The organism is Meiothermus sp., from assembly GCF_025060375.1.
Taxonomy (GTDB): domain Bacteria; phylum Deinococcota; class Deinococci; order Deinococcales; family Thermaceae; genus Meiothermus.
The window spans coordinates 20,810-45,623 of record NZ_JANXCG010000006.1 but is presented as its reverse complement, the minus strand read 5'-3'; the positions used below and the strand labels follow the sequence as shown (position 1 = coordinate 45,623).

The window sequence follows — 24,814 nt, the reverse complement described above, 5'->3', positions numbered from 1 at the left end:
CGGTCTTACAGGTGGGGGTAGCATGGGGGCATGAAGCGATTTTCCCGAACCGGCAAGGCCCTTGGCCGCAGCGAGGTGGAGAAGCTGTACCGAAGCAGGCTGGCCGACCTCGAGACCGCGGCACGGCTGGTGCGAAGCCACTCCAGGGTGTTTGTCTCGGGCAATGCTGCTACCCCCACCCCACTCCTAGAGGCCCTGGCGGCCCGCAAGGACGAGCTGGAGGGGGTGGAGCTGGTCCACGTGCTTCAGCTCGGCGCTGACCCCTTTCTGGCTCCGGAGATGGAGGGCCACTTCCGCCGCCGCTCGCTTTTCGTGGGTCCGGCTGACCGGGAAGCGGTCAACAGCGGGAGGGCCGACTACGTGCCCATCTCGCTGCACCAGATTCCCTGGCTTTTCAAGCGGGGGGTGCTGCCGCTGGATTACGCCTTGGTGCAGGTTTCTCCCCCGGACGAGTTTGGTTTTGTAAGCCTGGGGGTGGAGGTAATTGCCACCAAGGCCGCCATCGAGACCGCTCGGCGGGCCATCGCTCTGGTCAACCGGCGCATGCCCCGTACCCTGGGTGACGCGTTTGTGCACATCTCCAGATTCGCGGCCTTCGTGGAGGTGGACTTTCCCCTTCCGGTACTCCCCCGCGAGCCCTATAGTGAGGTAGAGGCTCGCATAGGCCAGTACGTGGCCGACCTGATTGACGACGGGGCTACCTTGCAGCTCGGCATCGGGGCCATTCCCGACGCGGTGCTGGTCCACCTCACCGGCCGGCAGGAGCTTGGGGTTCACACGGAGATGATATCGGATGGGGTGATGGAGGCTTTGGAGCGGGGTATAGTGACAGGGCAGCGCAAGACCCTCCTGCCGGGCAAAGTGGTGGGTACCTTCGTACTGGGTTCGGAGCGGCTGTACCGTTTTGTCCACAACAACCCCCTCTTTGAAATGCGCCCCGCGGACTGGGTTAACAACCCCTCCGTAATCGCCCGCAACGAGCGCATGGTGGCCATCAACTCCGCCCTGGAGGTAGACCTCACCGGCCAGGTCTGTGCCGATTCCATCGGCACCCGGATTTACTCGGGCTTCGGGGGGCAGCTTGACTTCATCCGCGGGGCTGCGGCCAGTCCCGGGGGCAAACCCATTATCGCGTTGCCCAGCACCGGCAAAGGCGGTAGTGTGAGCCGGATTGTCCCCCTGCTGCAGCCTGGGGCTGGGGTGGTGACCACCCGGGCCGATGTGCACTACGTGGTGACCGAGTACGGGGTGGCCGAGCTGTTCGGCCGCAGCCTGCGCGAGCGGGCCCAGGCCCTCATCCAGATCGCGCACCCCCGGTTTCGCGAGGAGCTTAGCCGAGCGGCTTTTGAGCGGGGGTTGCTGCCCCGGGTCTACCCAGGTTTTGGGGCTTCTTGAGGGCTATGGCTCGAGGATAACCTTACCGGTGTTCCTTCGGCTCAGGATGAACTCAAAGGCCCGGGCAGCCTCTTCCAGCGGGAAGCGCTCCCCCACGATGGGGCGGAGCCGACCGGAGGTGAGAAGGGGGGTTAGGAAGTCGGTAGCCTCCCGCATGGCCTCCGGGTCGTTCAGAAAGGGGGTGAGCCAGACCCCTACCACGCTTTGGTTGCCCTTCATCAGTGCAACCGGGTGCATCTGGGCCAGGCTGCGGGAGGCCGAACCAACCACCAGCAGGCGGCCGCGGTAGGCCAGCATCCTCAAGCTTTGGGCGAAGCCAGCGCCTCCCACCACCTCCATCAACAGGTCCACCCCATGACCACCGGTGGCCGCCTTCACCGCCTCGACCAGGTCTTCCTGGGTGCTCAAGAGGGCCACCTCGGCGCCTAGGCGGCGGCAAAGTTCCAGCTTCTCCTCTCGGCTGGCCAGGGCCACCACCCTAAGCCCTAAGGCCCGGGCCACCTGGATGGCGGCAGTTCCCAAAGCGCCGGCGGCGGCTTGGATGAGCACCCACTCGCCGGGCTGGGCCCGCCCCTGAGTGACCAGGGCGAAAAAGGCGGTCAGGTAGGAGACGGGAAAAGCCGCGGCTTCGGCGGAGCTCCACTGGGGGGGTATGGCGAAGACGGCCTGGGCCGGGGCCAAGGCGTGCTCGGCAAAGGCACCGCTGCCCAGGGCGGCTACCCGCTGGCCTACCTGGAGCCCCTTTACTCCCTCGCCCAGCTCCTCTATTATCCCGGCAAACTCCATCCCCGGCACGGTGGGGTAGCGGGTGCGGGTGAGGTACTCCCCCGCCACGTAGAGGATGTCGGCAAAGTTGAGCCCTGCGGCCTCCACCCGGATGCGTACCTGTTGGGGGCCAGGCCGGGGGATGGGAAGATCGGTCAGCTGGAGAACCTCGGGACCACCGGGCTTTTCTACCAGAATGGCTTTCATGCGATTCAGCATACCCGAGCCCTTTAGGGCTCGAGGCGAAGGTGCTCAAGGCGGTGGCGTTCCTCCGTGCCGTAGACCAAGACTGCCTCAAACCGCACCATGACGTCGTCCCGTCCCAGGAGGTGCAGCACCGAGCGGTAGATGCGGCGGTACTTGGCCGGGGTTAGGGCCTCTATGGGGGTGCCAAAGGCCGCATCGCGGCGCTGTTTAACCTCCACCGCCACGTAGGTCGGTCCGTCTTGCATCCACAGGTCTATCTCCCCGTAGGGCGTGCGGCGATTCCTCCCAAGCAGGGTGTAGCCTTTGCCCAGCAGGTACCGACAAGCCAGCGCCTCGGCCCAATCCCCTTTCATAAGGGGCTCTCCACCGCCAACTGCCCGTTGACCACCACCCGCAGGATTGCGCTGCCCCGGACCACCACTTCCTGGTTGAAGCTCCAGGGCTGCTCCACGGGGCCCTCAAAGAGGGTATTGACGATAACCTCGTCCTGCACGGTAATAACCACCACCGCGTTGGGTAGATTTTCGGGCAGGGTATAGCTCACCACTACCCGGCGCTCTGCTGGGCCGGGGGGGGTCGGGTTGGTTTGAGTCCCTGACCCAGGGGATGGGGGAGGCTCTGGGGGAGGTGGGGCGGCTAGACGGGGTGGGGGGAAGGGAGAGGTCTTGGGTAGGTTGGCGCCTGGCTGGGTGGCTACGATGATCTGGACCACTGACTCCCGGGCTAGGGTTGCCCCAGGGCTGGGTTCCTGGGCGATAACGCTGCCCTCAGGGGCGCCTGAGGGGACCCGGGTTACCTGGGCTTGGAGTTCGGCCACCGCCAGGATGTAGCGGGCCTGTTCCTCGGTGAGGCCGCTTAGGTCGGGCACCAGTGTCTCGCGGATAGGGGAGCGGGCGCCGCTGGAGACCAGGAGGCGCACCCCCTCGCCAGGGCGGATGGGTTGTCCCTCGCGGGGAATGCTGGCGAGCACGGTGTCAGCGGTATCGCCGCTAGCGATGCGGGTAACCCCGGCGACGCGGTAGCCAGCGGCCTCGAGGGCCCTTCGGGCGTCCTCCAAAGAGCGGCCCACCACGGTAGGGACGTTGCCCAGACGGGGCTTGTTCACCACCAGCTCGAGCCTCCGCCCGGGTTTAACCCGGGTGCCGGGGTCAGGGGTCTGCTTCAGCACCCGGTCCTCGGGCAGGGAAGGGTCGCTTCCCTCGGCGAACTCCACCTGGAGGCCGAAGCCCCGCACGGCTTCCAGGGCTTGCCGGGGGGTTTTACCTACCAGGTCGGGCAGCACGTACTCGGGGGGGTTCAGGTAGCGATGGGCCGCCTCAAGGAGGGCCAGGCTGCCCAAGGCCAGCATTAGGAGTCCCGGTAGCCAGCCTATCCAGCGCCTGCGGGCGCCGGGAGGCTGAGCTCCCTTGTGTGCAGGGGGGGGCATAGCTTCCGTTTGGGTTTGGGGTGAGGAAGGTGGATGGCCCACCTGGGGAAAAAGCCGCACTACCCGTACCTGGCCGTTCTCCTCGCCCAGCTCAAGGTCGGCTTCGCTGTAGCCGAAGGGCTTCAGGATTTCCAGGACGGGCTTGAGCCGCCGGGTCTTGAGGAGGCCCTTAGGTCGCTCCGGCCAGAAGGCGTAGTAGCGCCCGGGGTTGGCCGAGACCACCACCCCTTCGGGCAAAAACCCCTGGGTCTCGAGCCTTCGGATGGCGTTTTTGTAGCGGTGGAAGGCGGTACGGGCCTCGGGGGTGTGCACCTCAAACCAGAAGAGCCACCCCTTTTGCCCTCCCGAGGCCTCCACTTGATAAAGCCGCACAAACCCTTGGCGGCTTACCTCAGCCAGGACGCTGAACTGCTCGTCCAACAGTGGCACCACAAGCGATTATACCTACCCCGCTTTAGTACTCGGCCAGGTACTGCTCGAGCTCCCACTGGTGTACGGCGGTTCGATAAGAACCCCACTCCACCCGCTTGGCGTTGAGAAAGTCCTTGTAGACCTGCTCGCCCAGGGCCGCCCGGATTACCCGGTTCTTTTGCAAGGCCTCCAGCGCCTCCCGTAGGGTGCCGGGCATCTCGCTTACCCGGTACTTGCGCCGGTCGCGCACCGAGAGGTCGTAGACGTTGCGCTCAATAGGGGGTGGGGGGGTGAGCTGGTTTTCCAGACCATCCAGCCCTGCGGCTAGAATCACCGCCAGGGCTAGGTAGGGGTTACAGGAAGGGTCGGGTAGGCGGAACTCGGCTCGGGTGCTCGTCCCCCGCCGCTTGGGGACCCGGATCATGGCGCTGCGGTGGGAGACGGACCAGGAGACCGCGGTGGGGGCCTCATAGCCAGGGGTTAAGCGCTTGTAGGAGTTGACCAAAGGATTGGTGATGGCGGCCAGCCCTTCGGCGTGCTCGAAAAGCCCAGCGATGAAGCTGAGGGCGGTCTTTGAGAGCTGGTGGGGCCAGACCTCGAGCTTGCCTTGCGGCTCAAAGAAGGCGTTCGCACCCTCTTTAAAGAGCGAGAGATGGAAGTGTAGCCCTGAGCCGTTGAGGCCGGCAATGGGCTTGGGCATAAAGGTGGCGTGCAGGCCGTAGTGGATGGCTACCCGCTTGGCCACGAACTTTAGGGTGGTGAGGTGGTCGGCGGCCTCCAGGGCGTGGGTGTACTTGAGGTCGATCTCGTGCTGACCAGGGGCTCCCTCGTGGTGGGCGGCCTCTATGGGTAGCCCCATGCGTTGGAGGATGTCCACCATGGCCCGCCGGGCCTCCTCCCCTTTGTCGGTGGGGGCTAGGTCGAAGTAGCCGGCCCGGTCAGGGGTGTGGGGGATGGGCTGGCCCTCGGGGCTGCGGACAAACAGGAAAAACTCCACCTCACTGCCGACATACAGGTTGTCAAACCCCAACCTCTTCACCCGTTCGACCTGCCGCTTGAGCACCTGCCTCGGGTCGCCCTCAAAGGGCTTGCCGTCGGGGTAGGCGATGTCGCAGATAAGGCGGGCGATGGGGCCTTTGGTGGTGGGCTCGAGGTCCTCTGGGTAGACCAGAAAGGTCTGATAGTCCGGCCTGAGGAGCATGTCCGACTCTTCCTCCGTCCGCCCAAAACCCTCTATGGATGAACCGTCGAACATGATCTCCCCGTCCAGGGCTTTTTCGAACTGGTTGGCGGGGAGCTCAACCACCTTGTTCAGGCCCAGAATGTCGGTGAACTGAAGGCGCAAAAAGCGCACCTGTCTTTCCTTTAGCTCCCTTAGAATCTCCTGCTTGGTTCGTGCCATCCTCACTAAGATACCAGTACCCCCAAAGGGGGTTTTGCCGCCTGGATTGCTGGCAGGCATTTTTTTTGCACGCCAGGGGGGTTCGCGAGCAGGACCTTGGCGCTGCTAGAGCCAGGGTTGCAGAGGCTGAGTGGTCTTGCCGGCTCTCACCGTTGCGCTAGACGGTAGACCGTTCCCCGGTGGTCTATTACGTACAGCTCCCCCTCCGCATCCTCGCCGAAGGAGCTGATGTTGAGGTCGGTTTTCAGGAGTTCCCGGCTTTGCCAGCGGCCTCCTTGAAGGGTGGCAATCCAGATGCGCCCGCTCACGTAGTCACCGTAGAAGTAAGCACCCTGGAAGGCCGGCATGGCACGGCCTCGGTAGCGGTAGCCGCCGGTGATGGACTGCCCCTGGCTGTGGGTGTAGGTGATCACCGGCATCACCAGGCCTTCCCGGTTGCAGTTCTGCGGGGGGTTGTAGCAGCGGTCGCCCTCCATGATCCGCCAGCCGTAGTTCTCGCCCCCCTTGCTGCTGGCCGGCTGAAGGTTTACCTCCTCTACCGCGTTCTGGCCCACATCGGCTACCCACAAATCGCCAGTTTCCCGGTCAAAGCTGAAGCGCCAGGGGTTGCGCCAGCCATACGACCAGATTTCGGAGCGGCGCCCGCCCAACACCGGGTTGTCCGGGGGAATCGCGTAAGGACGCCCCCCTTCACTGCGGTTTACGTCAATTCGCAGAATTTTCCCCAGCAGGGTATCAAGCCGCTGTCCTGCGTTGAGGGGGTCGCCCGCTGCCCCTCCGTCCCCTGTGCCGATGTAGAGCATGCCGTCCGGGCCGAAGGCGATCATGCCCCCGTTGTGGTTGGCGTAGGGCTGGTTGATGGTGAGGATGATCTGCGCTGAGTTGGGGTCAGCCCGGTTGCCGCTGGCCCGGTAGCGGGCGACCACGGTGTCGCCGTTGCGGTTGGTGTAGTTGACGAAGAAGAGGCCGTTTTCGCGGAATTGGGGGTGAAAGGCCAGGCCCAGAAGCCCCCGCTCCCCGCAGCAGGAGACTAGGCCTGCTATATCCAGGAAAGGCTCGGGAAGGAGCCTTGTTCCCTGCAGAATGCGGATGGTGCCCCCTTGTTCTACGATGAAAAGCCGCCCGCTGTTGTCAGGGGCGTAGGTCAGAAACAGCGGGCGGCTAAGGTTGCCCACTACGGGGATGAGCTGTAGACTTTGCGCTGAGGCTACGCAGAAGAGGGGCAAAAATAGGCTTAAGCTGCGCATGGGTCAAGTCTAGCTTGGAACAATTTAGGTTGGGTGTGATTGACGTTTGGGCCGGCAGGGAGTAGATTGGAGAGCGGTTTGCCGGTAGCTAAGACGGCAAAGAATGCCTGCAAGGAAGTGAGCTGCGATGGCCAAGCACCCCGTACCCAAGAAGAAGGTTTCCAAGTCCCGCCGGGACATTCGCCGGGCTGTGGTTTCTGCCCTTACGGCGCCCACCCTGGTCCAGTGCGCAAACTGTGGGGCTAAGGTTCCTCCTCACACGGTCTGCGACAGCTGCGGTTACTACGCAGGCCGCAAGGTGTTGGAGGTCAAGGCCTAGGCCGGACGTTGCTGTTTGAACTCGGTTCACGAAAAGGCCCTCCGGCCGCTTTCGGGTGCGCCGGAGGCGCTTCTTTCGGGGCAGGGTGGCTTGGGCCTGACCTGGTCAGGGTGTTATCTTTGGGGGAGTGCCCCACCATGGGGTCTTTTAGGAGGCTGCTTTGAACACCGGTATCCTGGCGCTGGGTTGCTATGCCCCCGAGCGGGTCATGACCAACCACGACTTTGAGAGGATTCTAGATACCTCAGACGAGTGGATTGTTACGCGCACCGGTATCCGCGAGCGCAGGCTGGCCGCCGAGGGGGAGTACACCTCTCATCTAGCTTTCAAGGCGGTGGAGGATCTGCTCCGCCGCCATGGGCCGAGCGCTCTGGAGGGGGTGGACCTGGTCATCGTGGCCACCAACACCCCCGACGCGCTCTTTCCTGCCACGGCGGCTTTGGTACAGGACCGATTTGGTCTGAAGGCGGGCGCATACGACCTCTTGGCGGGCTGTCCGGGTTGGGGCTACGCCGTTGCCCAGGCCCACGCCATGGTCAAAAGTGGCCTGGCCCGAAAGGTGCTAGCCATCGGTTCGGAGACCCTCTCCAAAATTCTGGACTTCTCCGACCGCTCCACGGCGGTGCTCTTTGGGGATGGAGCTGGAGCAGCGGTGATCGGGCCGGTACCCGATGGCTATGGTTTTCGCTCCTTTGTCCTGGGTGCTGATGGTTCGGGGGCTAAGGAGCTCAACCTGCGTTGTCTGGCCCCTAGTCTTCCCGATGGCACACCCATGCGCCAGTACGCCTATATGAACGGCCGGGAGGTCTTCAAGTTTGCTGTGCGGGTGATGAACACCGCCACGCTAGAGGCCATTGAGAAGGCGGGCCTTAGGCCCCAGGACATCAAGTACCTGATTCCCCACCAGGCCAATGCCCGCATCATTGAGGCGGCCCGGGAGCGGTTAGGGCTGCCCCCCGAGCAAGTTTGGGTGAATGTGGACCGCTACGGAAACACCTCCACCGCTTCCATGCTCATCGCTTTGCAGGAAGCTCTAGACGCGGGGAAGATCCATGATGGGGACCACATTCTCCTTGTGACCTTTGGGGCTGGGCTCACCTGGGCGGCCAGCGTGCTGACCTGGTGGCAGCCAGACTAGGCAGTGGGGCTCGAGCCGGAGTGGGTGGGCTAGGGTAGCCCCTGGCTGGAGGGCGATTTTTGACGGAGGTGGGCGTGGTTGCAGCGCTGTTTCCTGGCCAAGGTTCGCAGGAAGTTGGAATGGGAAAAGCCCTTTACGAAGGCTCCCGGGCAGCCCGGGAGGCCTTGGAGCGGGCTGAGGCGGTTCTGCCGGGGCTGCTCAGGCTGATGTGGGAAGGGCCCGAGGAGGAACTCAGGCTCACCGCCAACCAGCAGCCCGCGCTGTTGGCGGTGGGGTACGCGGCCTTCCTGGCCTATCGGGAGGCCCGGGGTCCTCAGCCAGGCTACGCTGCGGGGCACAGCCTTGGAGAGTGGACGGCCCATGTAGCGGCTGGAACCCTGAGCCTAGAAGATGGGCTTCGGTTGGTGCGCAAACGGGGTGAGTACATGCAGGAGGCAGTTCCGGTGGGGGCTGGGGCTATGGCCGCGGTTCTCAAGCTGCCGGCCCAGGCCATCTCGGAGCTGATTGCGCCCATCGAGGGCGTGGAGGTAGCCAACCTCAATGCCCCAGAGCAAACGGTCATCTCGGGTACAGCCCAGGGAGTGGCAAGGGCTACGGAGGTTTTGAAGGCCCAGCGGGCGCGGGTGGTGCCGCTGCCGGTTTCAGCGCCTTTTCACTCCTCGCTCATGCAACCGGCCCAGGAACGGCTGAGGCGCGACTTGGAAAGGGTAGAGCTCAGGCCTCCCCTTTTCCCGGTCTACTCCAACGTGCTGGCCCGCCCACAAAGTGATCCGGAGCGGATTCGGGAGCTCCTTTTGGAGCAGATTACCCAGCCGGTGCGCTGGGTGGAAACCCTGCAGGACCTCAGGGAAAGGGGGGTTACGGCCTACCTCGAGTTCGGTTCGGGAAGGGTTCTGACCGGTCTGGTGGGGCGTACCCTGGAGGGGGTGGAGGCCAGGGCCCTCACCACCCCACAGGAAATTGCCGAGTACCTGGCCCAAAGAGGCTGAACCCAAGGAGGTGGTATGCGAAAGGCGCTGGTAACAGGTTCTTCGAGGGGAATAGGGCGGGCCATCGCCCTCGAGCTGGCCCGCCGCGGCTACGCCCTAGCGGTGCACTACGCCAACAACCCCCAGGCGGCCGAGGCCACCGCTGAGGAAGCCAGGGCTTTGGGGGCGGCTCAGGTGGTGGTGTTGGGCGCTGACCTGAGCCAGCCCCAGGCTGCGCAGAGGCTTGTCGCTGAGGCCCATGCGGCCTTGGGGGGGCTCGAGGTTTTGATCAACAACGCGGGCATCACCCGCGACACCCTGCTCGTCCGCATGAGGGACGAAGACTGGGATGCGGTTCTCGCCACCAACCTGACCGCGGCCTTCCACACCACCCGGGAGGCCATCCGGCTCATGATGCGGGCCCGCTGGGGCCGGGTGGTCAACATCACCAGCGTGGTGGGCTTGCTGGGCAATGCAGGCCAGGCCAACTACGTGGCGGCCAAGGCTGGCCTAATTGGCTTTACCCGCTCGGTGGCCAAGGAGTACGCGGGGCGGGGTATTACCGTCAATGCTGTGGCGCCAGGTTTTATTGAGTCAGACATGACTGCCAAGCTACCCGAAGGGGTGGTGGCAGAGTACCTGCGCCAGATTCCAGCCGGTCGGTTTGGCCGCCCTGAAGAGGTGGCCAAGGCGGTGGCCTTTCTGGTATCTGAGGACGCTGGCTACATTACCGGGCAAACCCTTTGCGTAGATGGGGGCCTGACCCCCCACTGAGCCTGTGGTAGAATCCCGCAGGTGGAGCAAGCCCTGAGCGTGGAGGTTTAATATGGCAATCCTAGACGATGTGAGGGAAGTGATTGTGGACAAGCTGGGGGTAGACCCTGAGAAGGTGGTTCCCGAGGCCCGCTTCATCGAGGACCTGGGTGCGGATAGCCTAGACACCGTGGAGCTCATCATGGGTCTGGAGGACAAGTTCGGTTTGGAAATCACCGATGAGGAGGCGGAGAAAATCCGCACAGTACAGGACGCGATTGACTTCATTCAATCCAAGCAGGCCCGGTGAGCCTGCTTTTTGCGAGGCTGGGTAGCCCTATGCCCGGCCTCTTTTCTTGTAGACACAAGACCCCTTGGGGTGCTATCTTGGGGTGTCTGGGAGTTTCCTAAGGTGGCCCGTGTAGTTTTGCCCCCGGTTCGGTTGCGCAGGGTCTGCGGCCCGGCCAGGAGCAGCCTCTGGGTAGTTCAGCGCCTTAGTCCTGGGCCAGGCGGCCTCCTGGCGGCCTGCAGCAAGGAGCAGTATGCACAAGGGTAGAGTCAAGTGGTTCAATGCGGAGAAGGGCTACGGCTTTATTCAGCGAGAGGGGGGAGAGCCGGACGTCTTCGTCCACTACAGCGCCATCCAGGCCCGTGGATTCCGCACCCTCAACGAGGGCGATGTGGTCACCTTTGAGATTGAGCCGGGGAAGAACGGCAAGGGCCCCCAGGCCGCCAATGTAAGCGTGGTGGAGCCCGCTAAGCGTTACTGAGGGTTTTCTCACCTGGCCGGCCCCCGGGAGAACCGGGGGCCGGTGTTCGGATGGCCCGTGCTCCCCTACCATGGGTTGGAAATTACACCCCTCCCCGTGGGGAGTCGGTAAAATCAGGGCAAGCCTATGAAGGTTTCCGTGCAGCTCGATTTCCTGCCCGTTACCGCCGATCTGGCCCCCGCCGTGCACAGCCTTTACCTGAGCTGCCCCACCTACATCGCCTTGATTGGGGGGGAGACCCCCAGCCTAAACGATATCAGGCGCGAGCTGGAAACCCTTCGCCAAGATACTCGCCGCCAGGCTGTGCTGATCAGGCAGGGTGAGCGGGTGGTGGGCTTCCTGGATTACAAGGTGGCCCACCCCGACCTTCACTCGGCCACCATCAGCCTGCTCCTGATAGAGGAGAGCCTGCAGGGGAGGGGGTTGGGTAAAGCTGCCGTAGAGCAGCTCGAGGTCCTTCTCAAGGAGCGGATGGAGCGGCTTTATGCGGTGGTCTATGGCCACAACGAGCAAGCCAAGCGCTTCTGGGAGCGGTTGGGGTTTGAGCACCTGCGGGATAGCGGTCCTAACCTGAGCTGGTACCTGAAGCGCCTTCGCTAAGTACCCCGCGGGGTGGGGGCTACTCCCTATGTCCGGCTTCCCGGAGCCGGCGCTCCATCTCGTCTAGTTCGGCCTCTAGCCTGGGGTCTTTGGACAAGGCCTGGGCCAAGGCCTCGGCCATACGGGGCTGTCTGAGCCGCTCGGCCTGGATGATGGCGGAAAAGTCGGAGACCGCTCTGTCAAGCTGGTCGTTGACCACGACGTATTTGAATTCCGGGGCCAAGCGGATTTCCTCCTCGGCCCTCAGCAGGCGCTTGCGTATTTTCTCTAGGCTGTCGGTACCCCGCACCAGCAGCCTGCGGCGCAGCTCCGACAGGGAAGGCGGCACGATGAAGACCAGAATGGCCTCGGGCATGGCTTGCTTGACCTGGAGTGCCCCCTGTACCTCGATCTCCAAAAGCACGTCTAGGCCTTTCCTGAGGGCTTCCTCCACCGGTTCTCGCGGGGTGCCGTAGTAGTCGTCCACGTACCGGGCGTACTCTAGAAAGCCGTTTTGGGCCACCTTTTGCTCGAATTCCTCCCGGCTCACAAAGTAGTAGTCCACCCCGTGGCGTTCGCCAGGTCGGGGAGGCCGGGTGGTCATGGAAACTGAGTAGTACATGCGGTGGTACTCCAGCAGCCTTCCTCGAATGGTGCCCTTGCCCACGCCGGAGGCCCCAGTCATCACGAAAAGGTTCCCGAGCGGCATGACTTGGGCATGCTACCAAACCCGGCCCTTTCTGGTAAGGGGGGTTTGTGGTCGGTTTAGGCTTGCTATTTTGCCGCCAAGGTATAGACTGGCTGGTTGTTGGGGATCTGATGGCGCCTGATTGGGTCAAAGACGCGGTTTTCTACCAGATTTTTCCCGACCGCTTCCGCATTGGCCAAGGGCCCTTGGGGCAACCTACGCCAGTCCGAGGGGCTTTTGAGCCTTGGGAGGCCCCACCCACCCTGCGGGGCTTTAAGGGGGGCAACCTTTGGGGGGTCATAGAAGGGCTTGACTACCTGCAGGAGCTTGGCTTCAATGCCCTCTACCTATGCCCCGTGTTCAGCTCCACTGCTAACCACCGCTACCATACCAGCGACTACTTCCAGGTAGACCCCGTGTTGGGGGGGAACGAAGCCCTGAAGAGCCTCCTCGAGGAGGCCCACCGCAGGGGGATGAGGGTCATCCTGGATGGGGTCTTCAACCACTGCGGAAGGGCCCATTTTGCCTTTCAGCATGTGATGGAAAACGAGGCCGCCTCGCCTTACCGGGACTGGTTCCACATCTACAAGTTTCCCTTGGCCGCCTACACCAAGCATCCCAACTACGCGGCTTGGTGGAACAACCCCGAGCTGCCCAAGTTCAACACCTCGAGCCCGGAGTGCCGCGCTTATCTGTTCCGGGTCGCGGAGTACTGGATTGAGCAGGGTATTGACGGCTGGCGGTTGGATGTTCCCAACGAGATAGACGATGACGAGTTTTGGCGGGAGTTTCGTCGGCGGGTCAAGGCCATCAACCCAGAGGCCTACATTGTGGGCGAGATTTGGGATGACGCCAGCCGCTGGCTTCAGGGCGACCAGTTCGATGCGGTGATGAACTACCCCCTGGGTCGGGCGGTTCTGGGCTTTGTGGGGGGCGAGGCCTTGGACAAGGACCTTGCAGCCAGAAGCGGTTTGGGAAGGGTAGAGACCCTGGGGGCCTTGGCCTTTCACCACCGCTTGGCCGACCTCTTTAGCCGCTACCGCTGGGAGGTTGTGACCGCTCAGATGAACCTCATGACCTCCCACGACACACCCCGTATCTTTAGCCTGATGCGGGGTCAGGTGGAGCGGGTCTCCCTGGCTTTTGCCCTGCTCTTTACCCTGCCCGGGGCCCCCATGGTCTACTACGGCGATGAGGTGGGGATGCCCGGGGGGCACGACCCCGACAACCGACGGGGCATGATATGGGACCCGGAGCGCTGGCAAACCCCCATCCGGGAGACCATCCAGCGGATGGCCGCGTTGCGGCGCTCGCTGGTCCCGCTCCGCTATGGGCGCTACCAGTACCTGTACGGACAGGACGGCCACCTGGCCTTTGCCCGCCTCCACGGTGGGGAGAGCGTGGTGGTTGCCGTCAACGCTACCCCTGAGCCCTGGCGCATCCAGATTCCCCTTCATGGAACTTGGTCGCGGGGTGAGCGGGCGGTGGACCTAATCTCTGGTAGGGAAGGGCGCTGTGTGGGGGGGTACCTCGAGGACGGCCTGCTCGAGCCATTCTCCCTAGGGGTTTGGCAGGTTCAAGGGTAGCTGGTTTTTACTGCCCGGTCAGCCTGGGATGGAGGGGTCCAGTTCGGTTGTTGGCGGGTATTCTGAACCACCTTTCCCACGCCCTTGCTTATGAACTACAACATGTAGTAGCATCTTGGCCGAAATCCCCCAGATGTAGAGCAAGTAGCCAGTGGGGGGTTGCTTTGAGGCTGTTCGGAGGACTTATGGGCAGTTTTCAGCCGGCTACTTTTGACGACCACGCCCGCTCTATCGCTAAACGCCAGTACATGCAGCCCGGGGATGGCGATGTCTTCGGGATGTTTCGCCGGGTGGCCAACTGGGTGGCCTTGCCCGAAAGGGAGGGGGAGAGGGCCCATTGGGCAGAGGAGTTTTACCGCCTGATGGCCTCCAAGCGCTTCTGCCCAGGAGGACGGGTCTTGGCTGGAGCCGGTACCCAGCACGGCAACGTGCTCAACTGCTTTGTGCAGGGGGCCACCGAGCACGATCCCAGTAGCTTTGAGGGGATTATGGAGGTGGCCGCCAAACTGGCCCTGGTCACCAAGGTGGGGGGAGGGAACGGGGTGAACCTTGACCCTTACGTCTCCCGCAGGAACGCCGGTTCCCGGGGTACTGTGCGGGGGTTCGCCTACATGAGCGCTGCCCACCCGGATGTGGAGGACTTTATCAGGGGGTTGATGCGGCCCCCCATCAACCCCGATGGGGAGAAAGAGCCGATTACCGTGCGCAACTGGACCCGGGTGGTCTACGGCCTTCTGCGCCCGGAGCTGGCCGCTATGGCCCGCCGCTACGGGGTGATGACGGTGCGGGAGAAGCCCGCGGATGCCCTGGTGGTTCCCGATGATATGCGGGGCATTATTGAGAGCGCCCAGGCTGCCTTGGGCCTGGCAATAAGAGGCCAGGAGCCCCACGTGGACTTCAGCGCCCTGCGCCCCGAAGGGGCTCCCATCCGGGGCTCGGGGGGTACCAGCAGCGGCCCTGTGAGTTTCTTGGTGGAGATATTTGACAACTTCTTGGAGTGGGCTAACCTGGGGGCAGAGAAGGCTGGGCCGGTGGCGACGCTGCGCTATGTCTATGCCCCCGTGCTCCGGGTGGTGCGCCAGGGGGGTACCCGGCGCGGGGCAGGGATGGCCACCCTCTCCATCGACCACCCCGATCTCCTGGACTTCCTCACCGCCAAGGACTTGGATCGTGAGGCTGCAGAGGGCGACATCTCCACTTTCAACATCTCCATCCTGGTTACCGAATCCTTTTGGCAGGCCTTGCAGAACGATGGGCTTTGGCCAGTAGAGCCCGCCGAGGTGCCGGGCAAGTACTACCCCTGCCCCGTCCAGGGGGCCTACACCGGTAAACTCCCCGACCTACCGGAACGGCCCTCAGATGGGGCTCGTCCCATTCCTCTCTTTGGCGGCAAGGTTCCAGCCCGTTGGCTTTGGCACGAGATTGCCTGGCACGCCTGGGCCACGGGGGAGCCGGGGCTCATCTTCGTAGATCGCATCAACGCCCTCTCCGCCTTGAAGGGGTTGGGGGAACGCTACCAGATCCGCTCCACCAATCCTTGCTTTGTCGGCTCCACGCGGGTGCCCACGGAGTACGGCTTGGTGCCCATTGCGGAGTTGGCAAAAAGACCCGAGGGGTTCTTCCTGGTCACGGACAACCGGGCGCCCCTGGGTGGGGTTGGGCGGCCCTTAAGCTTGAGAGGCACCACGGTGCGTCGGGCGGCTAGGGCCTTTTTCACCGGGGTAAAGCCCGTGATCCGCCTTAGCACGAAGGAGGGGTTGGAGCTTGCGCTTACCCCCGACCACCGGGTTCTTACTCCCGAGGGCTACAAGGAGGCCGGCAGCCTGCGCCCGGGCGACCAGATCCTGATCCAAAGCGGGGAGGGCCTTTTCCCGAAGGAACAGGCTTTGCCTGCCCCAGCTTTGGCTGTGGTGCGTGAGCGGGTGGTTGCGGCAAGCGGGAGGGACGGGCTGGGCGGGGCGGATGTCCGGGTACGGTGCGGGAACCTCCCCACTCAGTGGAGCCGCGAGTTGGGTGTGGCCATAGGGTGGCTTTTGGGGAGTGGCTACCTACGGGAGGACGGGGTGGGCCTCTTCTTCTCCAAGGAGGATTACCGGGCTGTGGGCTGGCTTCTGGACCTCCTTGGGGACTGGTTTGGCGGGGGTACCCTACAGGAAACGCCCTTCAACGGGTACCACTTCCACCTCAAAGGCACGCCGGTGGAGTTCTTCCAGGCATTGGGGGTGAAAGCGACCAAGGCCACGGAAAAGCGGCTTCCCGAAAGCATTTTCCGGGCACCGCGGGAAGCCGTGGTGGGCTTCCTCCAGGGGCTCTTCAGTGCCGATGGCGCGGTGCAGGTGAGCCAGGGCAGGCAGGGTGCTTCGCTGCGCCTTGCTTCCCCCAGTCTGGGCTTTCTCCAGGATGTGCAGCTTCTTCTCCTGAACCTGGGCATCTTCAGCAAAATTGGCCGGCGCCGCTCCGTGGGCAAAAAGCCTTTGGCCAACGGGCAGGGTGGTACGAGGGAATACCCCGTGGCGGGGGAGTACGAGCTTGTCCTGGGGGCCTGGAACCGGGACCGCTTTACCGAGGCAGTGGGTTTCTTGCAGGAGGAGAAGCAGGCAAAGCTTCGGAGCTTCCTTCAGAACCCCCCGCAGGGCAGCCACCGCCGGCCCTTCGTGGCGCGGGTGGAGCGCATAGAGCCCTTAGGAGAGCTCCCCGTTTACGACCTCACCGAGCCGGTGACCCACAGCCTTGTTGCCAACGGCTTTGTTTGCCACAACTGCGGTGAAATCCCCCTCACCGTGGGCGAACCCTGCGATTTGGGGGCTCTTAACCTTGCCGCTTACGTCAAGGACGGGGCCTTCCAGATGGAGGAGTTTCGCAAAGACGTCCGGACTGCGGTGCGGTTCCTGGACAACGTTCTAGACGTGAACGTCTTCGCCCTAGAGGACAACCGGGTGGCCAGCCAGAAGCTGCGCCGGTTGGGCCTAGGGGTCATGGGCCTGGCCGACATGCTCATCAAGCTGGGCCTGCCCTATGCCTCTCCCGAGGCAAGGCGGGCCGTGGCCCAGGTGATGAGCGCCCTGCGGGAGGAGGCCATCGCAGCTTCGGAGCAGCTTGCTGAAGAGCGGGGGGTTTTCCCCCTCTATGCCGAGCACGAGGAGTACTTCCGCTCCTTGGGCATTCGTCCCCGCCGCAACGTTGCCCTGCTCACTGTGGCTCCTACCGGCACTACGAGCATGTTGATGGGGGTTTCTAGCGGCATTGAGCCGGTCTTCAGCCCCTTTGTCTGGCGCCGCATTGGGGGGGAGTACAAGCCCCTTCTCCATCCCCTCTTCGTGGAGCTCATGGAAGGTTATCCGCCCCCTCCTGGTTACGAAAAAGGCGGGCGGTGGGATTGGGAAAAGGTCGTGGAGGAAATCCAAAAGGATGGACGGGGTTCGGTGCAGAACCTGTCCTTCGTTCCCAAGGCCATTCGTGAGGTCTTCCAGTGTGCCCACGACGTTTCTCCCCTGGACCATGTGCGGATGCAGGGGGTGGTGCAGACTGCCTTTGATGCAGAGGGCTACGCAGGGAACTCCCTGTCCAAAACCATAAACCTTCCCCACGAGGCTACGGTGGAGGACGTGGAGGCGGCCTACACAGAAGCCTACCGCACGGGGTGCAAGGGGATTACCGTTTACCGGGACGGCTCCAGGGAGTTCCAGGTGCTTTCGGTGAGCAAGGAGGAGAAGTCTACGGAGAAGACCGTAGCCGTGCAGCCCGGGTTGCTCGAGGTGCCCCCGGCGCCGGCCCCAGCCCGCCCCGTCTTTGAGCGAACCGGTCGGCTGGTGGGGTACACCGATATGGTTAAGCTTACCGCGGCTGATGGTACCCGCCGCAGCTTTCTGGTTACGGTGAACATGCAGGGTGAGCATCCGATAGAGGTGATCCTTACCTCGGGCAAGGCTGGGGACGAGGCCAATGCTGATAGTGAGGCCCTGGGCCGCATCATCTCCAAAGCTCTGCAGTACGGGGTGCCCCCAGCCGAGCTGGTCCGGACCCTGCGCGGCATCAACGGGGGGCTGTACGGCAGCTACCAGGGTCGCTTTGTGACCAGCAAGGCCGACCTGATTGCAGTGGCGCTCGAGACCAGTGGGAAGGTTTCTCTTTCAGAGGTCAAGGGCGAGGACCTGGTACCCCAGGCCATGCAGCGGGCCCTGACCCCTCCGCCAAAGCCCGGCTCTCCTTGCCCCGAGTGCGGCGAGGCGGCCCTGGTGCGGGAGGAGGGCTGCGTTAAGTGCTACAGCTGTGGGTACAGCAAGTGTGGCTAGCTCGAGCCTCAAGCCGCCCACGGCCGCGAGGCCGTGGGCGTGTCGCGGGAATTGACAGCGGCTACAACATGTAGTAGTTTTTCGCTCAGAAACCACAAGATGTGGTTTCCCCACCGGTGACAGGGGAAGTGCGGTGCAATTCCGCCGCTGTCGCGCAACGGTGAAAGCCCGATTACCTGCCCGGCTGGGTCTCCTAGTCCTCGCGTCAAGGACGGAAAGGATGGTCAAGGTGAAAGCTCCCCCAAGAAACTAGAGTGGCTCTTGCTTGCCTCTCCACCAGCCCGCAGGCGGGGGTGTGATGCGGCGTCCGGTCGATGCGCCCCTTGGGCCAGCGGGGGGCCTTCTCGGGTTTGAGCCTGGCAGTTTTGCACAGGAGGGAGGGTTTTGTGCCTTCTGGGAAATTGCTCCTGGTCTATGCTTCCAAAACCGGCAATGTGGCCCGCTTCGTTGAGCGCCTGCCCCTGCCAAAAAGGCGGATTCTGGATGGAGGGGAGCGGGTAGAGGTGCCCTGCCTGCTGGTAACCTACACCACCGGCTTTGGCCAGGTACCCCCGGAGGTGGTGCGCTTTGTGGAGGGCAACCGGCCCTTCATAAAGGGCGTGGCGGCCAGTGGCAACCGCAACTGGGGCCAAAACTTCGCCCGTGCCGCCGACCTGCTCTCCGCCCGCTACGGTCTGCCGGTGCTCCTTAAGTTTGAGCTTTCGGGTACAGAGAAGGACCGGCTGCGCTTTTTGGCCGCTGTGGCCGCTTTAGAGGAGAACCATGCGCTACCTTGAGCTGAACAGCGCCCTGTTGCACAAGAGAGATGGTTTTTTCCAGCTGGAGAAGGATCTCGAGGCCGCCCAGGCCTTTGAGGAGGAGGTTCAGAAGAAGCTGAGGTCGTTCCCCGGGCCCATCGAGCGCTTGCGGGCCCTGATCGCTGAGGGCTACTACGAGGACTTCTTCCGGCTGTACCGGGAGGAAGACCTGCTTGAGCTTTCCGACCTGGCCTACAGCTACGGCTTCCGCTTTGCCAGCTTCATGGCCATCTCCAAGTTCTACAAGGACTACGCCCTGAAGTCCGACGATAAAAAACACTACCTCGAGCGCTACGAGGACCGCGTTGTGGCGGTGGCGCTGCACTTAGCCCAGGGCGACGTGGGTAAAGCCCGCGCCTACGTGCGGGCGATGATGGAGGGGCGCTACCAGCCCGCCACCCCCACCTTCTTGAACGCGGGCCGGGCCCGGCGGGGGGAGCTGGTCTCGTGCTTCCTGCTCGAGCTCGACGACTCCCTCAACTCCATCGGCTACACCCTCAACACCGCCATGCAGCTCTCCAAAATCGGCGGGGGGGTGGCCATCAACCTCTCCAAGCTGCGGGGGCGGGGAGAGCCCATCAAGGGCGTGGCCCACGCGGCCAAGGGGGTGGTGCCGGTGGCGAAGCTGTTCGAGGACGCCTTCAACTACGCCGACCAGATGGGCCAGCGCAAGGGGGCCGGGGCGGTCTACCTCAACATCTTCCACTGGGATGTGGAGGAGTTCCTCGACACCAAGAAGATCAATGCCGACGAGAAAAGCCGCCTTCAGACCCTCTCCTTGGGGCTGATTGTGCCGAGCAAGTTCTTCGAGCTGGCCGAGCGGGGGGAGGACTTCTATGTCTTCGCTCCCTACTCGGTCTACCAGGCCTTCGGCGAACACCTCGACGACATGGACCTGGACCGGCGCTACGAGGAGCTCTTGGCCCATCCCGCGGTCAAAAAGCGCCCCCTATCGGCCCGGGCCATGCTCACCCGCATTGCCCAGACCCAGTTTGAGTCCGGCTACCCCTACCTCATCTACAAGTCCAACGCCAACCGGGCCCACCCGCTCAAGGGCCTCGGGCAGATCAAGATGTCCAACCTCTGCACCGAGATATTCCAGCTCCAGACCACCTCCATCATCGGCGACTACGGCGCGGGCGACCAGATTGGCTACGACATCAGCTGCAACCTGGGCTCACTCAACATCGTGAACGTGATGGAGTCCAAGGGGCTGCAGGAAAGCGTGCACACCGCCATGGACATGCTCACCGCGGTGAGCGACCTTTCGGACATTAGGAACGCCCCTGGGGTGCGCCGGGCCAACCGGGCCTTCCACTCGGTGGGCCTGGGGGCCATGAACCTGCACGGCTACCTGGCCAAAAACCGCATCCGCTACGAGTCGAAAGAGGCCCGCGACTTCGCCCGGAGCTTCTTCGCCGCGGTGAACTTCTACTCCATAGAGCGCTCCATGCAGATTGCCCGGGAGCGCGGGCTGACCTTTGAGGGCTTCGAGCGCTCCGACTACGCCAGCGGGGTCTACTTCGAGCCCTATCTAGAGGAGGACTTCCGCCCGCGCACCGAAGCCGTGCGGCGCCTCTTCGAGGGCATCGCCCTGCCCACCCCTGCCGACTGGGCACGCCTTAGGGACGAGGTGCGGGTCCACGGCCTCTACCACGCCTACCGCCTGGCGATTGCCCCCACGGCCAGCATCAGCTACATCCAAAACGCCACCCCCTCCATCGCTCCCATCGTGGATGTGGTGGAGACCCGCACCTACGGCAACGCCACCACCTACTACCCTGCCCCTTTCCTCTCGGAGGAGACCTACTGGTACTACAAGTCGGCCTACCACATCAACATGTACCGCCTGATTGACCTGGTGGCCGAGATTCAGCCCCACGTGGACCAGGGCATCAGCACGGTGTTGTATGTGACCAGCGAGACCAGCACCCGCGAGCTGGCCCGGCTCTACATCTACGCCTGGAAGAAGGGCCTCAAAAGCCTCTACTACACCCGCACCAAGAACCTTTCGGTGGAGGAGTGCATAAGCTGCGCGGTGTGATGGACTTAACAGCTTAGCGGAACGTTTCTCGGAGTACCGGGAAAGGAGTAGCGGTGCCTGTTGCAATCAGCAGTTTGGGTTTTCCGAGGATCGGCTCCAAGCGGGAGCTGAAGTTCGCGTTGGAGAATTTTTGGTCGGGCAAGGCTCCTGCCTCCGTCCTGCTGGAGGTGGGGCGCGGGCTGCGCAAGGCCAACTGGGCCAGGCAGCACGCCCTGGGCATCACCCATATCCCCAGCAACGACTTCTCCTTCTACGACCACGTGCTTGACACCAGCGTTATGGTTGGGGCAATTCCAGCGGTGTATGGGTGGAAGGGCGGGGAGGTTCCGCTCGAGCTCTACTTCGCCATGGCCCGCGGCAGCGAAACCAGGGGGCTGCCCGCGCTCGAGATGACCAAGTGGTTTGATACCAACTACCACTACATGGTGCCGGAGCTCGAGCCGGACCAGACCTTCCAGCTGGCCTCCACCAAGCCCATCGACGAGTACCTGGAGGCCAAAGCCCTGGGCTACGAGACCCGGCCGGTGCTGCTGGGGCCGGTAACCTACCTCAAGCTCGCCAAAAGCAAGGACAAGACGCTGAACCCGCTCGATTGGCTCGAGGGCCTTCTGCCGGTCTACGCCGAGGTGCTGCGCCGCTTGCGCGACTGCGGCGCCCGGTGGGTGCAGATGGACGAGCCGGCGCTCTCGCTTGACCTCGATGAGGCCAGCCACAGCGCGTTCCGCAGGGCCTACACAGCCCTGGCCGAGGCGGCGCCGGGGCTGAACCTTCTCCTGACCAACTATTTTGGCGGTTACGGGGAGAACCTCGAGCTCGCGCTTTCCCTGCCGGTGGCCGGGGTGCACCTCGATCTGGTGCGCGCCCCCGGTGAGCTCGAGGCGGTTCTCCTCAAGGCGCCAGGGGAACTCACCCTCTCGCTTGGGGTGATTGACGGGCGCAACGTCTGGCGGGCGAACCTGCCGGCCATCTTGGATTGGATTGAGCCGGTGGTGGAGGCGCGGGGGGAAGACCGGGTGATCATCGCCCCTTCTTGCTCCTTGCTGCACGTGCCGATAGACCTCTCCTTGGAAACCGCCCTCGACCCGGAGCTGAAGAGCTGGCTGGCCTTTGCGGTGCAGAAGCTGGAAGAACTCTCGATTCTGGGCCGGGCCCTCAACCAGGGGCGAGGGGCGGTAAGGGACGAGCTGGCCGCCTCGGCGGCGGCGGTGGCCGCGCGCCGCACCTCGCCCAGGATCCACGACCCTCAGGTGCAGGAGCGCCTCGCGCGGATCACGCCCGAGATGACCCGCCGCAAGAGCCCTTTCCCGGTGCGCCGAGAGGTCCAGCAGGCCCGCCTTGGGCTGCCCCTTTTCCCCACCACCACCATCGGCTCTTTCCCCCAGACCAGCGAGGTGCGCAAGGCCCGGGCTGCTTTCTCCAAGGGTGAGCTGAGCGCCGCCGATTACACGGACTTCCTCAAGAGCAAGGTGGAGGAGGCGGTGCGCTGGCAGGAGGAAATCGGCCTGGATGTCCTCGTGCACGGGGAGTTTGAGCGCAACGATATGGTGCAGTACTTCGCCGAGCAGCTCCGCGGCTACGCCTTTACCCAGCACGGTTGGGTTCAGAGCTACGGCTCGCGCTACGTGCGCCCCCCGATTCTCTTTGGCGATGTCTCGCGCCCCCGTCCGATGACCCTCGAGTGGGCGAGCTACGCCCAGTCCCTTACCTCAAAGCCGGTCAAGGGCATGCTGACCGGGCCCGTGACCATGCTGCAGTGGTCTTTTGTGCGCGACGACCTTCCGCGCGAGCAGGTTTGCCGCCAGATTGCCCTGGCCCTTCGGGATGAGGTGGCCGACCTCGAGCGAGCCGGAATCCGCGTCATCCAGATTGACGAGCCAGCCCTGCGGGAGGGCCTGCCGCTGCGCCGGGCCGAGTGGGACGGCTACCTGGCCTGGGCGGTGGCCTGCTTCCGGCTGTGCGCCTCGGGGGTGGCCGATGAGACCCAGATTCACACCCACATGTGCTACTCCGAGTTCAACGACATCATCGAGTCCATCGCCGATATGGACGCCGATGTGATCTCCATTGAGGCCTCGCGCTCAAAGATGGAGCTGCTCGAGGCCTTTGTCTCCTACCGCTACCCCAACCAGATCGGGCCCGGGATTTACGACATCCACTCCCCGCGGGTGCCGCCCGTGGCCGAGATGGTGGAGCTTTTGGAGAAGGCCCTAGAGCGCCTAGCCCCCCATCAGATATGGGTCAACCCCGACTGCGGCCTGAAAACCCGCAGATGGGAAGAGGTTAAGCCAGCCCTGGTCAACCTTGTTGAGGCTGCCCGGCAACTTCGGAAGCGGGCAGAATCCCCCCTCAACCCGCAGGAGTCTTTATGAACGGACCCCTCTCCAGCCCACAAAGCCCCTTCAGCGCGGTCAACTGGAACCGACCCGATGACGCCTATACCAAGATGTTCTGGGACCAGAACGTGCGGCAGTTCTGGACCGACGAAGAGATCCCCCTGGCCGACGACAAGCTGTCCTGGATGACCTTGAGCCGGGCCGAGCAGCGGGCCTACGAGGAGGTGCTGGCCGGGCTTACCCTCTTGGACACCCTGCAGGGCGGCGTGGGGATGCCGCGGATTGCTCTGGGGGTGGAGAGCCTTCAGGCTAAGGCGGTGCTTTCCTTCATGGGGGCCATGGAGCAGATGCACGCCAAGAGCTACAGCTCCATCTTCTCTACCCTCTGCACCTCGGAGCGCATTGAGGAGCTTTTTGCCTGGGTGCGGCGCCAGCCTGAGCTGCAGGCCAAGCTGGCCCTCATTCACGAGGCCTACACCACCATTGGCGACAGAGCTACCCTGTACCGGGCCATGGCCGCGAGCGTCCTTCTGGAGTCTTACCTTTTCTACTCGGGCTTTTTCTACCCTCTCTACCTAGCCGGGCAGGGGCGGCTGACCAGCTCGGGGGAGATCATCAGCCTAATCCTCCGCGACGAGGCCATCCACGGCGTGTATGTGGGCCTCTTGGCCCAGGAAAGGGCCGCGGGGATGAGCGATGGGGAGCGGAGGAGGCTCCAAGGGGAAGTGCTGGGGCTGCTGGAGCGGCTGGATGCCCTCGAGGCTCGCTATACCCAGGCCCTCTACGCGCCGATTGGCCTGGAGGAGGCGGTGCGCACCTTCTCCCGCTACAACGCCGATAAGGCCCTGATGAACCTGGGGCTGGAGCCCTTCTTTGGGGTGGAGGCCGAAGAGGTGAACCCGGTGGTGCTGGCCGGCCTGCGCACCGAGACCAAGAACCACGACTTTTTCTCCACCAAGGGCAACGGCTACATCAAGACCACCCGGGTAGAGCCCCTCTCGGACCTTGACTTCTACTTTCCCGAGGAAAGCCCTGACCTGAAGCCGGTGCGGAAGCGGGATGGGCGTGAGGTGCCCTTTGATGAGATGCGCATTGTGCGGGCGGTGGGGAAGGCCGCTGCTGCTGTGGGTGTGACGGTAGAACTGGAGCGGGTTGCGCGGGGTGTGGTGGAGCCCATCAAGCGCAGGGCTGAGCGCCAAAGCCTCTCGGTGGAGGAGATTCAGGACCTGGTGGAGGAGGGGCTGATGCGGACTTACCCAGAGGTAGCCCGGGCCTACATCCTCTACCGCGAGGAGCGGGCCCGGGTCCGGCAAGGAGGGGCATGAGCCGCGAGACCCGCACCGTGCACCTAGTGCGCCCCGGCGATTGCAACCACTACGGCAGCCTCTTCGGTGGCACGGCCATGGCCTGGATGGATGAGGCGGCTTTTGTGGCCGCCACCCGGCACGCCCGGGCCAAGGTGGTCACGGTACACGCCGATGCCATGGATTTCCGCCATCCGGTGCCGCAGGGCTCGATTGTGGAGCTGGTGGCCTGGGTGAAGGAGGTGGGTAGGACCTCGATGCGGCTCGAGGTGGAGATGTGGGTGGAACCCATAGAGCGCGAGGAACGCTTGCTGGCCTGCCGGGCCGGCTTTGTGATGGTGGCGCTGGGGCCGGACGGCAGGCCAAAGCCGGTGGACCCGCTTTAGGGGT

At 63.7% G+C, this 24,814-nt stretch carries 21 protein-coding genes and 1 riboswitch; of the genes, 15 read left to right on the top strand and 6 right to left on the bottom strand.

What is annotated here, in order from left to right; genetic code table 11:
- Positions 1-30: 30 nt before the first annotated feature.
- Positions 31-1,395 (top strand): acetyl-CoA hydrolase/transferase C-terminal domain-containing protein, encoded by a 1,365-nt coding sequence (locus NZ849_RS00925; RefSeq protein WP_295387327.1) that lies wholly within the window; start codon positions 31-33, stop codon positions 1,393-1,395.
- A 3-nt stretch (positions 1,396-1,398) separates the two neighbouring features.
- Here NZ849_RS00925 and NZ849_RS00920 read toward each other — a convergent pair whose 3' ends face one another.
- The 5 genes from NZ849_RS00920 to NZ849_RS00900 form a co-directional block, all read right to left on the bottom strand.
- Entirely contained in the window at positions 1,399-2,367 is a 969-nt protein-coding gene (locus NZ849_RS00920) for an NADPH:quinone oxidoreductase family protein (protein WP_295387331.1), read from the bottom strand.
- 23 nt (positions 2,368-2,390) lie between these two features.
- On the bottom strand, positions 2,391-2,720 hold the full coding sequence (locus tag NZ849_RS00915; RefSeq protein ID WP_295387332.1) for a YraN family protein: 330 nt from the start codon (positions 2,718-2,720) through the stop codon (positions 2,391-2,393).
- Positions 2,717-4,225, bottom strand: coding sequence for a PASTA domain-containing protein (locus NZ849_RS00910; RefSeq protein ID WP_295403090.1), 1,509 nt, complete (start codon positions 4,223-4,225; stop codon positions 2,717-2,719). The genes NZ849_RS00915 and NZ849_RS00910 overlap by 4 nt, the downstream gene beginning before the upstream one ends.
- Before the next feature lie 22 nt (positions 4,226-4,247).
- Entirely contained in the window at positions 4,248-5,606 is a 1,359-nt protein-coding gene (gene glnA, locus NZ849_RS00905; protein ID WP_295387337.1) for a type I glutamate--ammonia ligase, read from the bottom strand.
- Between the two features lie 146 nt (positions 5,607-5,752).
- A complete protein-coding gene (locus NZ849_RS00900; RefSeq protein ID WP_295387340.1) occupies positions 5,753-6,853 on the bottom strand; it encodes a PQQ-dependent sugar dehydrogenase in 1,101 nt (366 codons plus the stop codon).
- Positions 6,854-6,980: 127 nt separating this feature from the next.
- Here NZ849_RS00900 and rpmF point away from each other — a divergent pair, with 127 nt between their 5' ends.
- From rpmF to NZ849_RS00865, 7 genes are all read left to right on the top strand, one after another.
- Positions 6,981-7,172, top strand: coding sequence for a 50S ribosomal protein L32 (gene rpmF, locus NZ849_RS00895; RefSeq protein ID WP_295387342.1), 192 nt, complete (start codon positions 6,981-6,983; stop codon positions 7,170-7,172).
- 160 nt (positions 7,173-7,332) lie between these two features.
- Positions 7,333-8,310, top strand: a complete 978-nt coding sequence (locus NZ849_RS00890) for a beta-ketoacyl-ACP synthase III (protein ID WP_295387346.1) — start codon at positions 7,333-7,335, stop codon at positions 8,308-8,310.
- Positions 8,311-8,384: 74 nt separating this feature from the next.
- Positions 8,385-9,299: an ACP S-malonyltransferase gene (fabD, locus tag NZ849_RS00885; RefSeq protein WP_295387445.1), complete on the top strand. Its 915-nt coding sequence runs from the start codon at positions 8,385-8,387 to the stop codon at positions 9,297-9,299.
- Positions 9,300-9,314: 15 nt separating this feature from the next.
- Positions 9,315-10,052, top strand: a complete 738-nt coding sequence (gene fabG, locus NZ849_RS00880) for a 3-oxoacyl-[acyl-carrier-protein] reductase (protein ID WP_295387348.1) — start codon at positions 9,315-9,317, stop codon at positions 10,050-10,052.
- A gap of 52 nt (positions 10,053-10,104) precedes the next feature.
- Entirely contained in the window at positions 10,105-10,341 is a 237-nt protein-coding gene (gene acpP / locus NZ849_RS00875) for an acyl carrier protein (protein WP_295387351.1), read from the top strand.
- A 232-nt stretch (positions 10,342-10,573) separates the two neighbouring features.
- Positions 10,574-10,801 (top strand): cold-shock protein, encoded by a 228-nt coding sequence (locus tag NZ849_RS00870; RefSeq protein ID WP_295387353.1) that lies wholly within the window; start codon positions 10,574-10,576, stop codon positions 10,799-10,801.
- A gap of 126 nt (positions 10,802-10,927) precedes the next feature.
- On the top strand, positions 10,928-11,401 hold the full coding sequence (locus tag NZ849_RS00865) for a GNAT family N-acetyltransferase (protein WP_295387356.1): 474 nt from the start codon (positions 10,928-10,930) through the stop codon (positions 11,399-11,401).
- A gap of 19 nt (positions 11,402-11,420) precedes the next feature.
- On the opposite strand, the gene gmk is transcribed toward NZ849_RS00865, so the two are convergent.
- On the bottom strand, positions 11,421-12,089 hold the full coding sequence (gmk, locus tag NZ849_RS00860) for a guanylate kinase (protein ID WP_295387359.1): 669 nt from the start codon (positions 12,087-12,089) through the stop codon (positions 11,421-11,423).
- A 110-nt stretch (positions 12,090-12,199) separates the two neighbouring features.
- Between gmk and NZ849_RS00855 the strand changes: the two genes are divergently transcribed.
- The 7 genes from NZ849_RS00855 to NZ849_RS00825 all read left to right on the top strand — a co-directional run bounded on the left by NZ849_RS00855 (position 12,200) and on the right by NZ849_RS00825 (position 24,810).
- Entirely contained in the window at positions 12,200-13,654 is a 1,455-nt protein-coding gene (locus NZ849_RS00855) for a glycoside hydrolase family 13 protein (protein WP_295387362.1), read from the top strand.
- A 185-nt stretch (positions 13,655-13,839) separates the two neighbouring features.
- Complete coding sequence (locus tag NZ849_RS00850; protein WP_295403087.1) at positions 13,840-17,946, top strand: LAGLIDADG family homing endonuclease; 4,107 nt, start codon at positions 13,840-13,842, stop codon at positions 17,944-17,946.
- An 85-nt stretch (positions 17,947-18,031) separates the two neighbouring features.
- Positions 18,032-18,145, top strand: a riboswitch (cobalamin riboswitch).
- A gap of 115 nt (positions 18,146-18,260) precedes the next feature.
- Positions 18,261-18,722 (top strand): class Ib ribonucleoside-diphosphate reductase assembly flavoprotein NrdI, encoded by a 462-nt coding sequence (gene nrdI / locus NZ849_RS00845; protein WP_295403083.1) that lies wholly within the window; start codon positions 18,261-18,263, stop codon positions 18,720-18,722.
- Complete coding sequence (nrdE, locus tag NZ849_RS00840; protein WP_295403081.1) at positions 18,709-20,787, top strand: class 1b ribonucleoside-diphosphate reductase subunit alpha; 2,079 nt, start codon at positions 18,709-18,711, stop codon at positions 20,785-20,787. The genes nrdI and nrdE overlap by 14 nt, the downstream gene beginning before the upstream one ends.
- Positions 20,788-20,840: 53 nt before the next feature.
- Positions 20,841-23,156: a 5-methyltetrahydropteroyltriglutamate--homocysteine S-methyltransferase gene (gene metE / locus NZ849_RS00835; RefSeq protein ID WP_295403076.1), complete on the top strand. Its 2,316-nt coding sequence runs from the start codon at positions 20,841-20,843 to the stop codon at positions 23,154-23,156.
- A complete protein-coding gene (nrdF, locus tag NZ849_RS00830; RefSeq protein ID WP_295403073.1) occupies positions 23,153-24,445 on the top strand; it encodes a class 1b ribonucleoside-diphosphate reductase subunit beta in 1,293 nt (430 codons plus the stop codon). Before metE ends, nrdF begins: the two co-directional genes overlap by 4 nt.
- A complete protein-coding gene (locus tag NZ849_RS00825) occupies positions 24,442-24,810 on the top strand; it encodes an acyl-CoA thioesterase (protein ID WP_295387376.1) in 369 nt (122 codons plus the stop codon). The genes nrdF and NZ849_RS00825 overlap by 4 nt, the downstream gene beginning before the upstream one ends.
- The last annotated feature ends 4 nt before the right edge of the window (positions 24,811-24,814 follow it).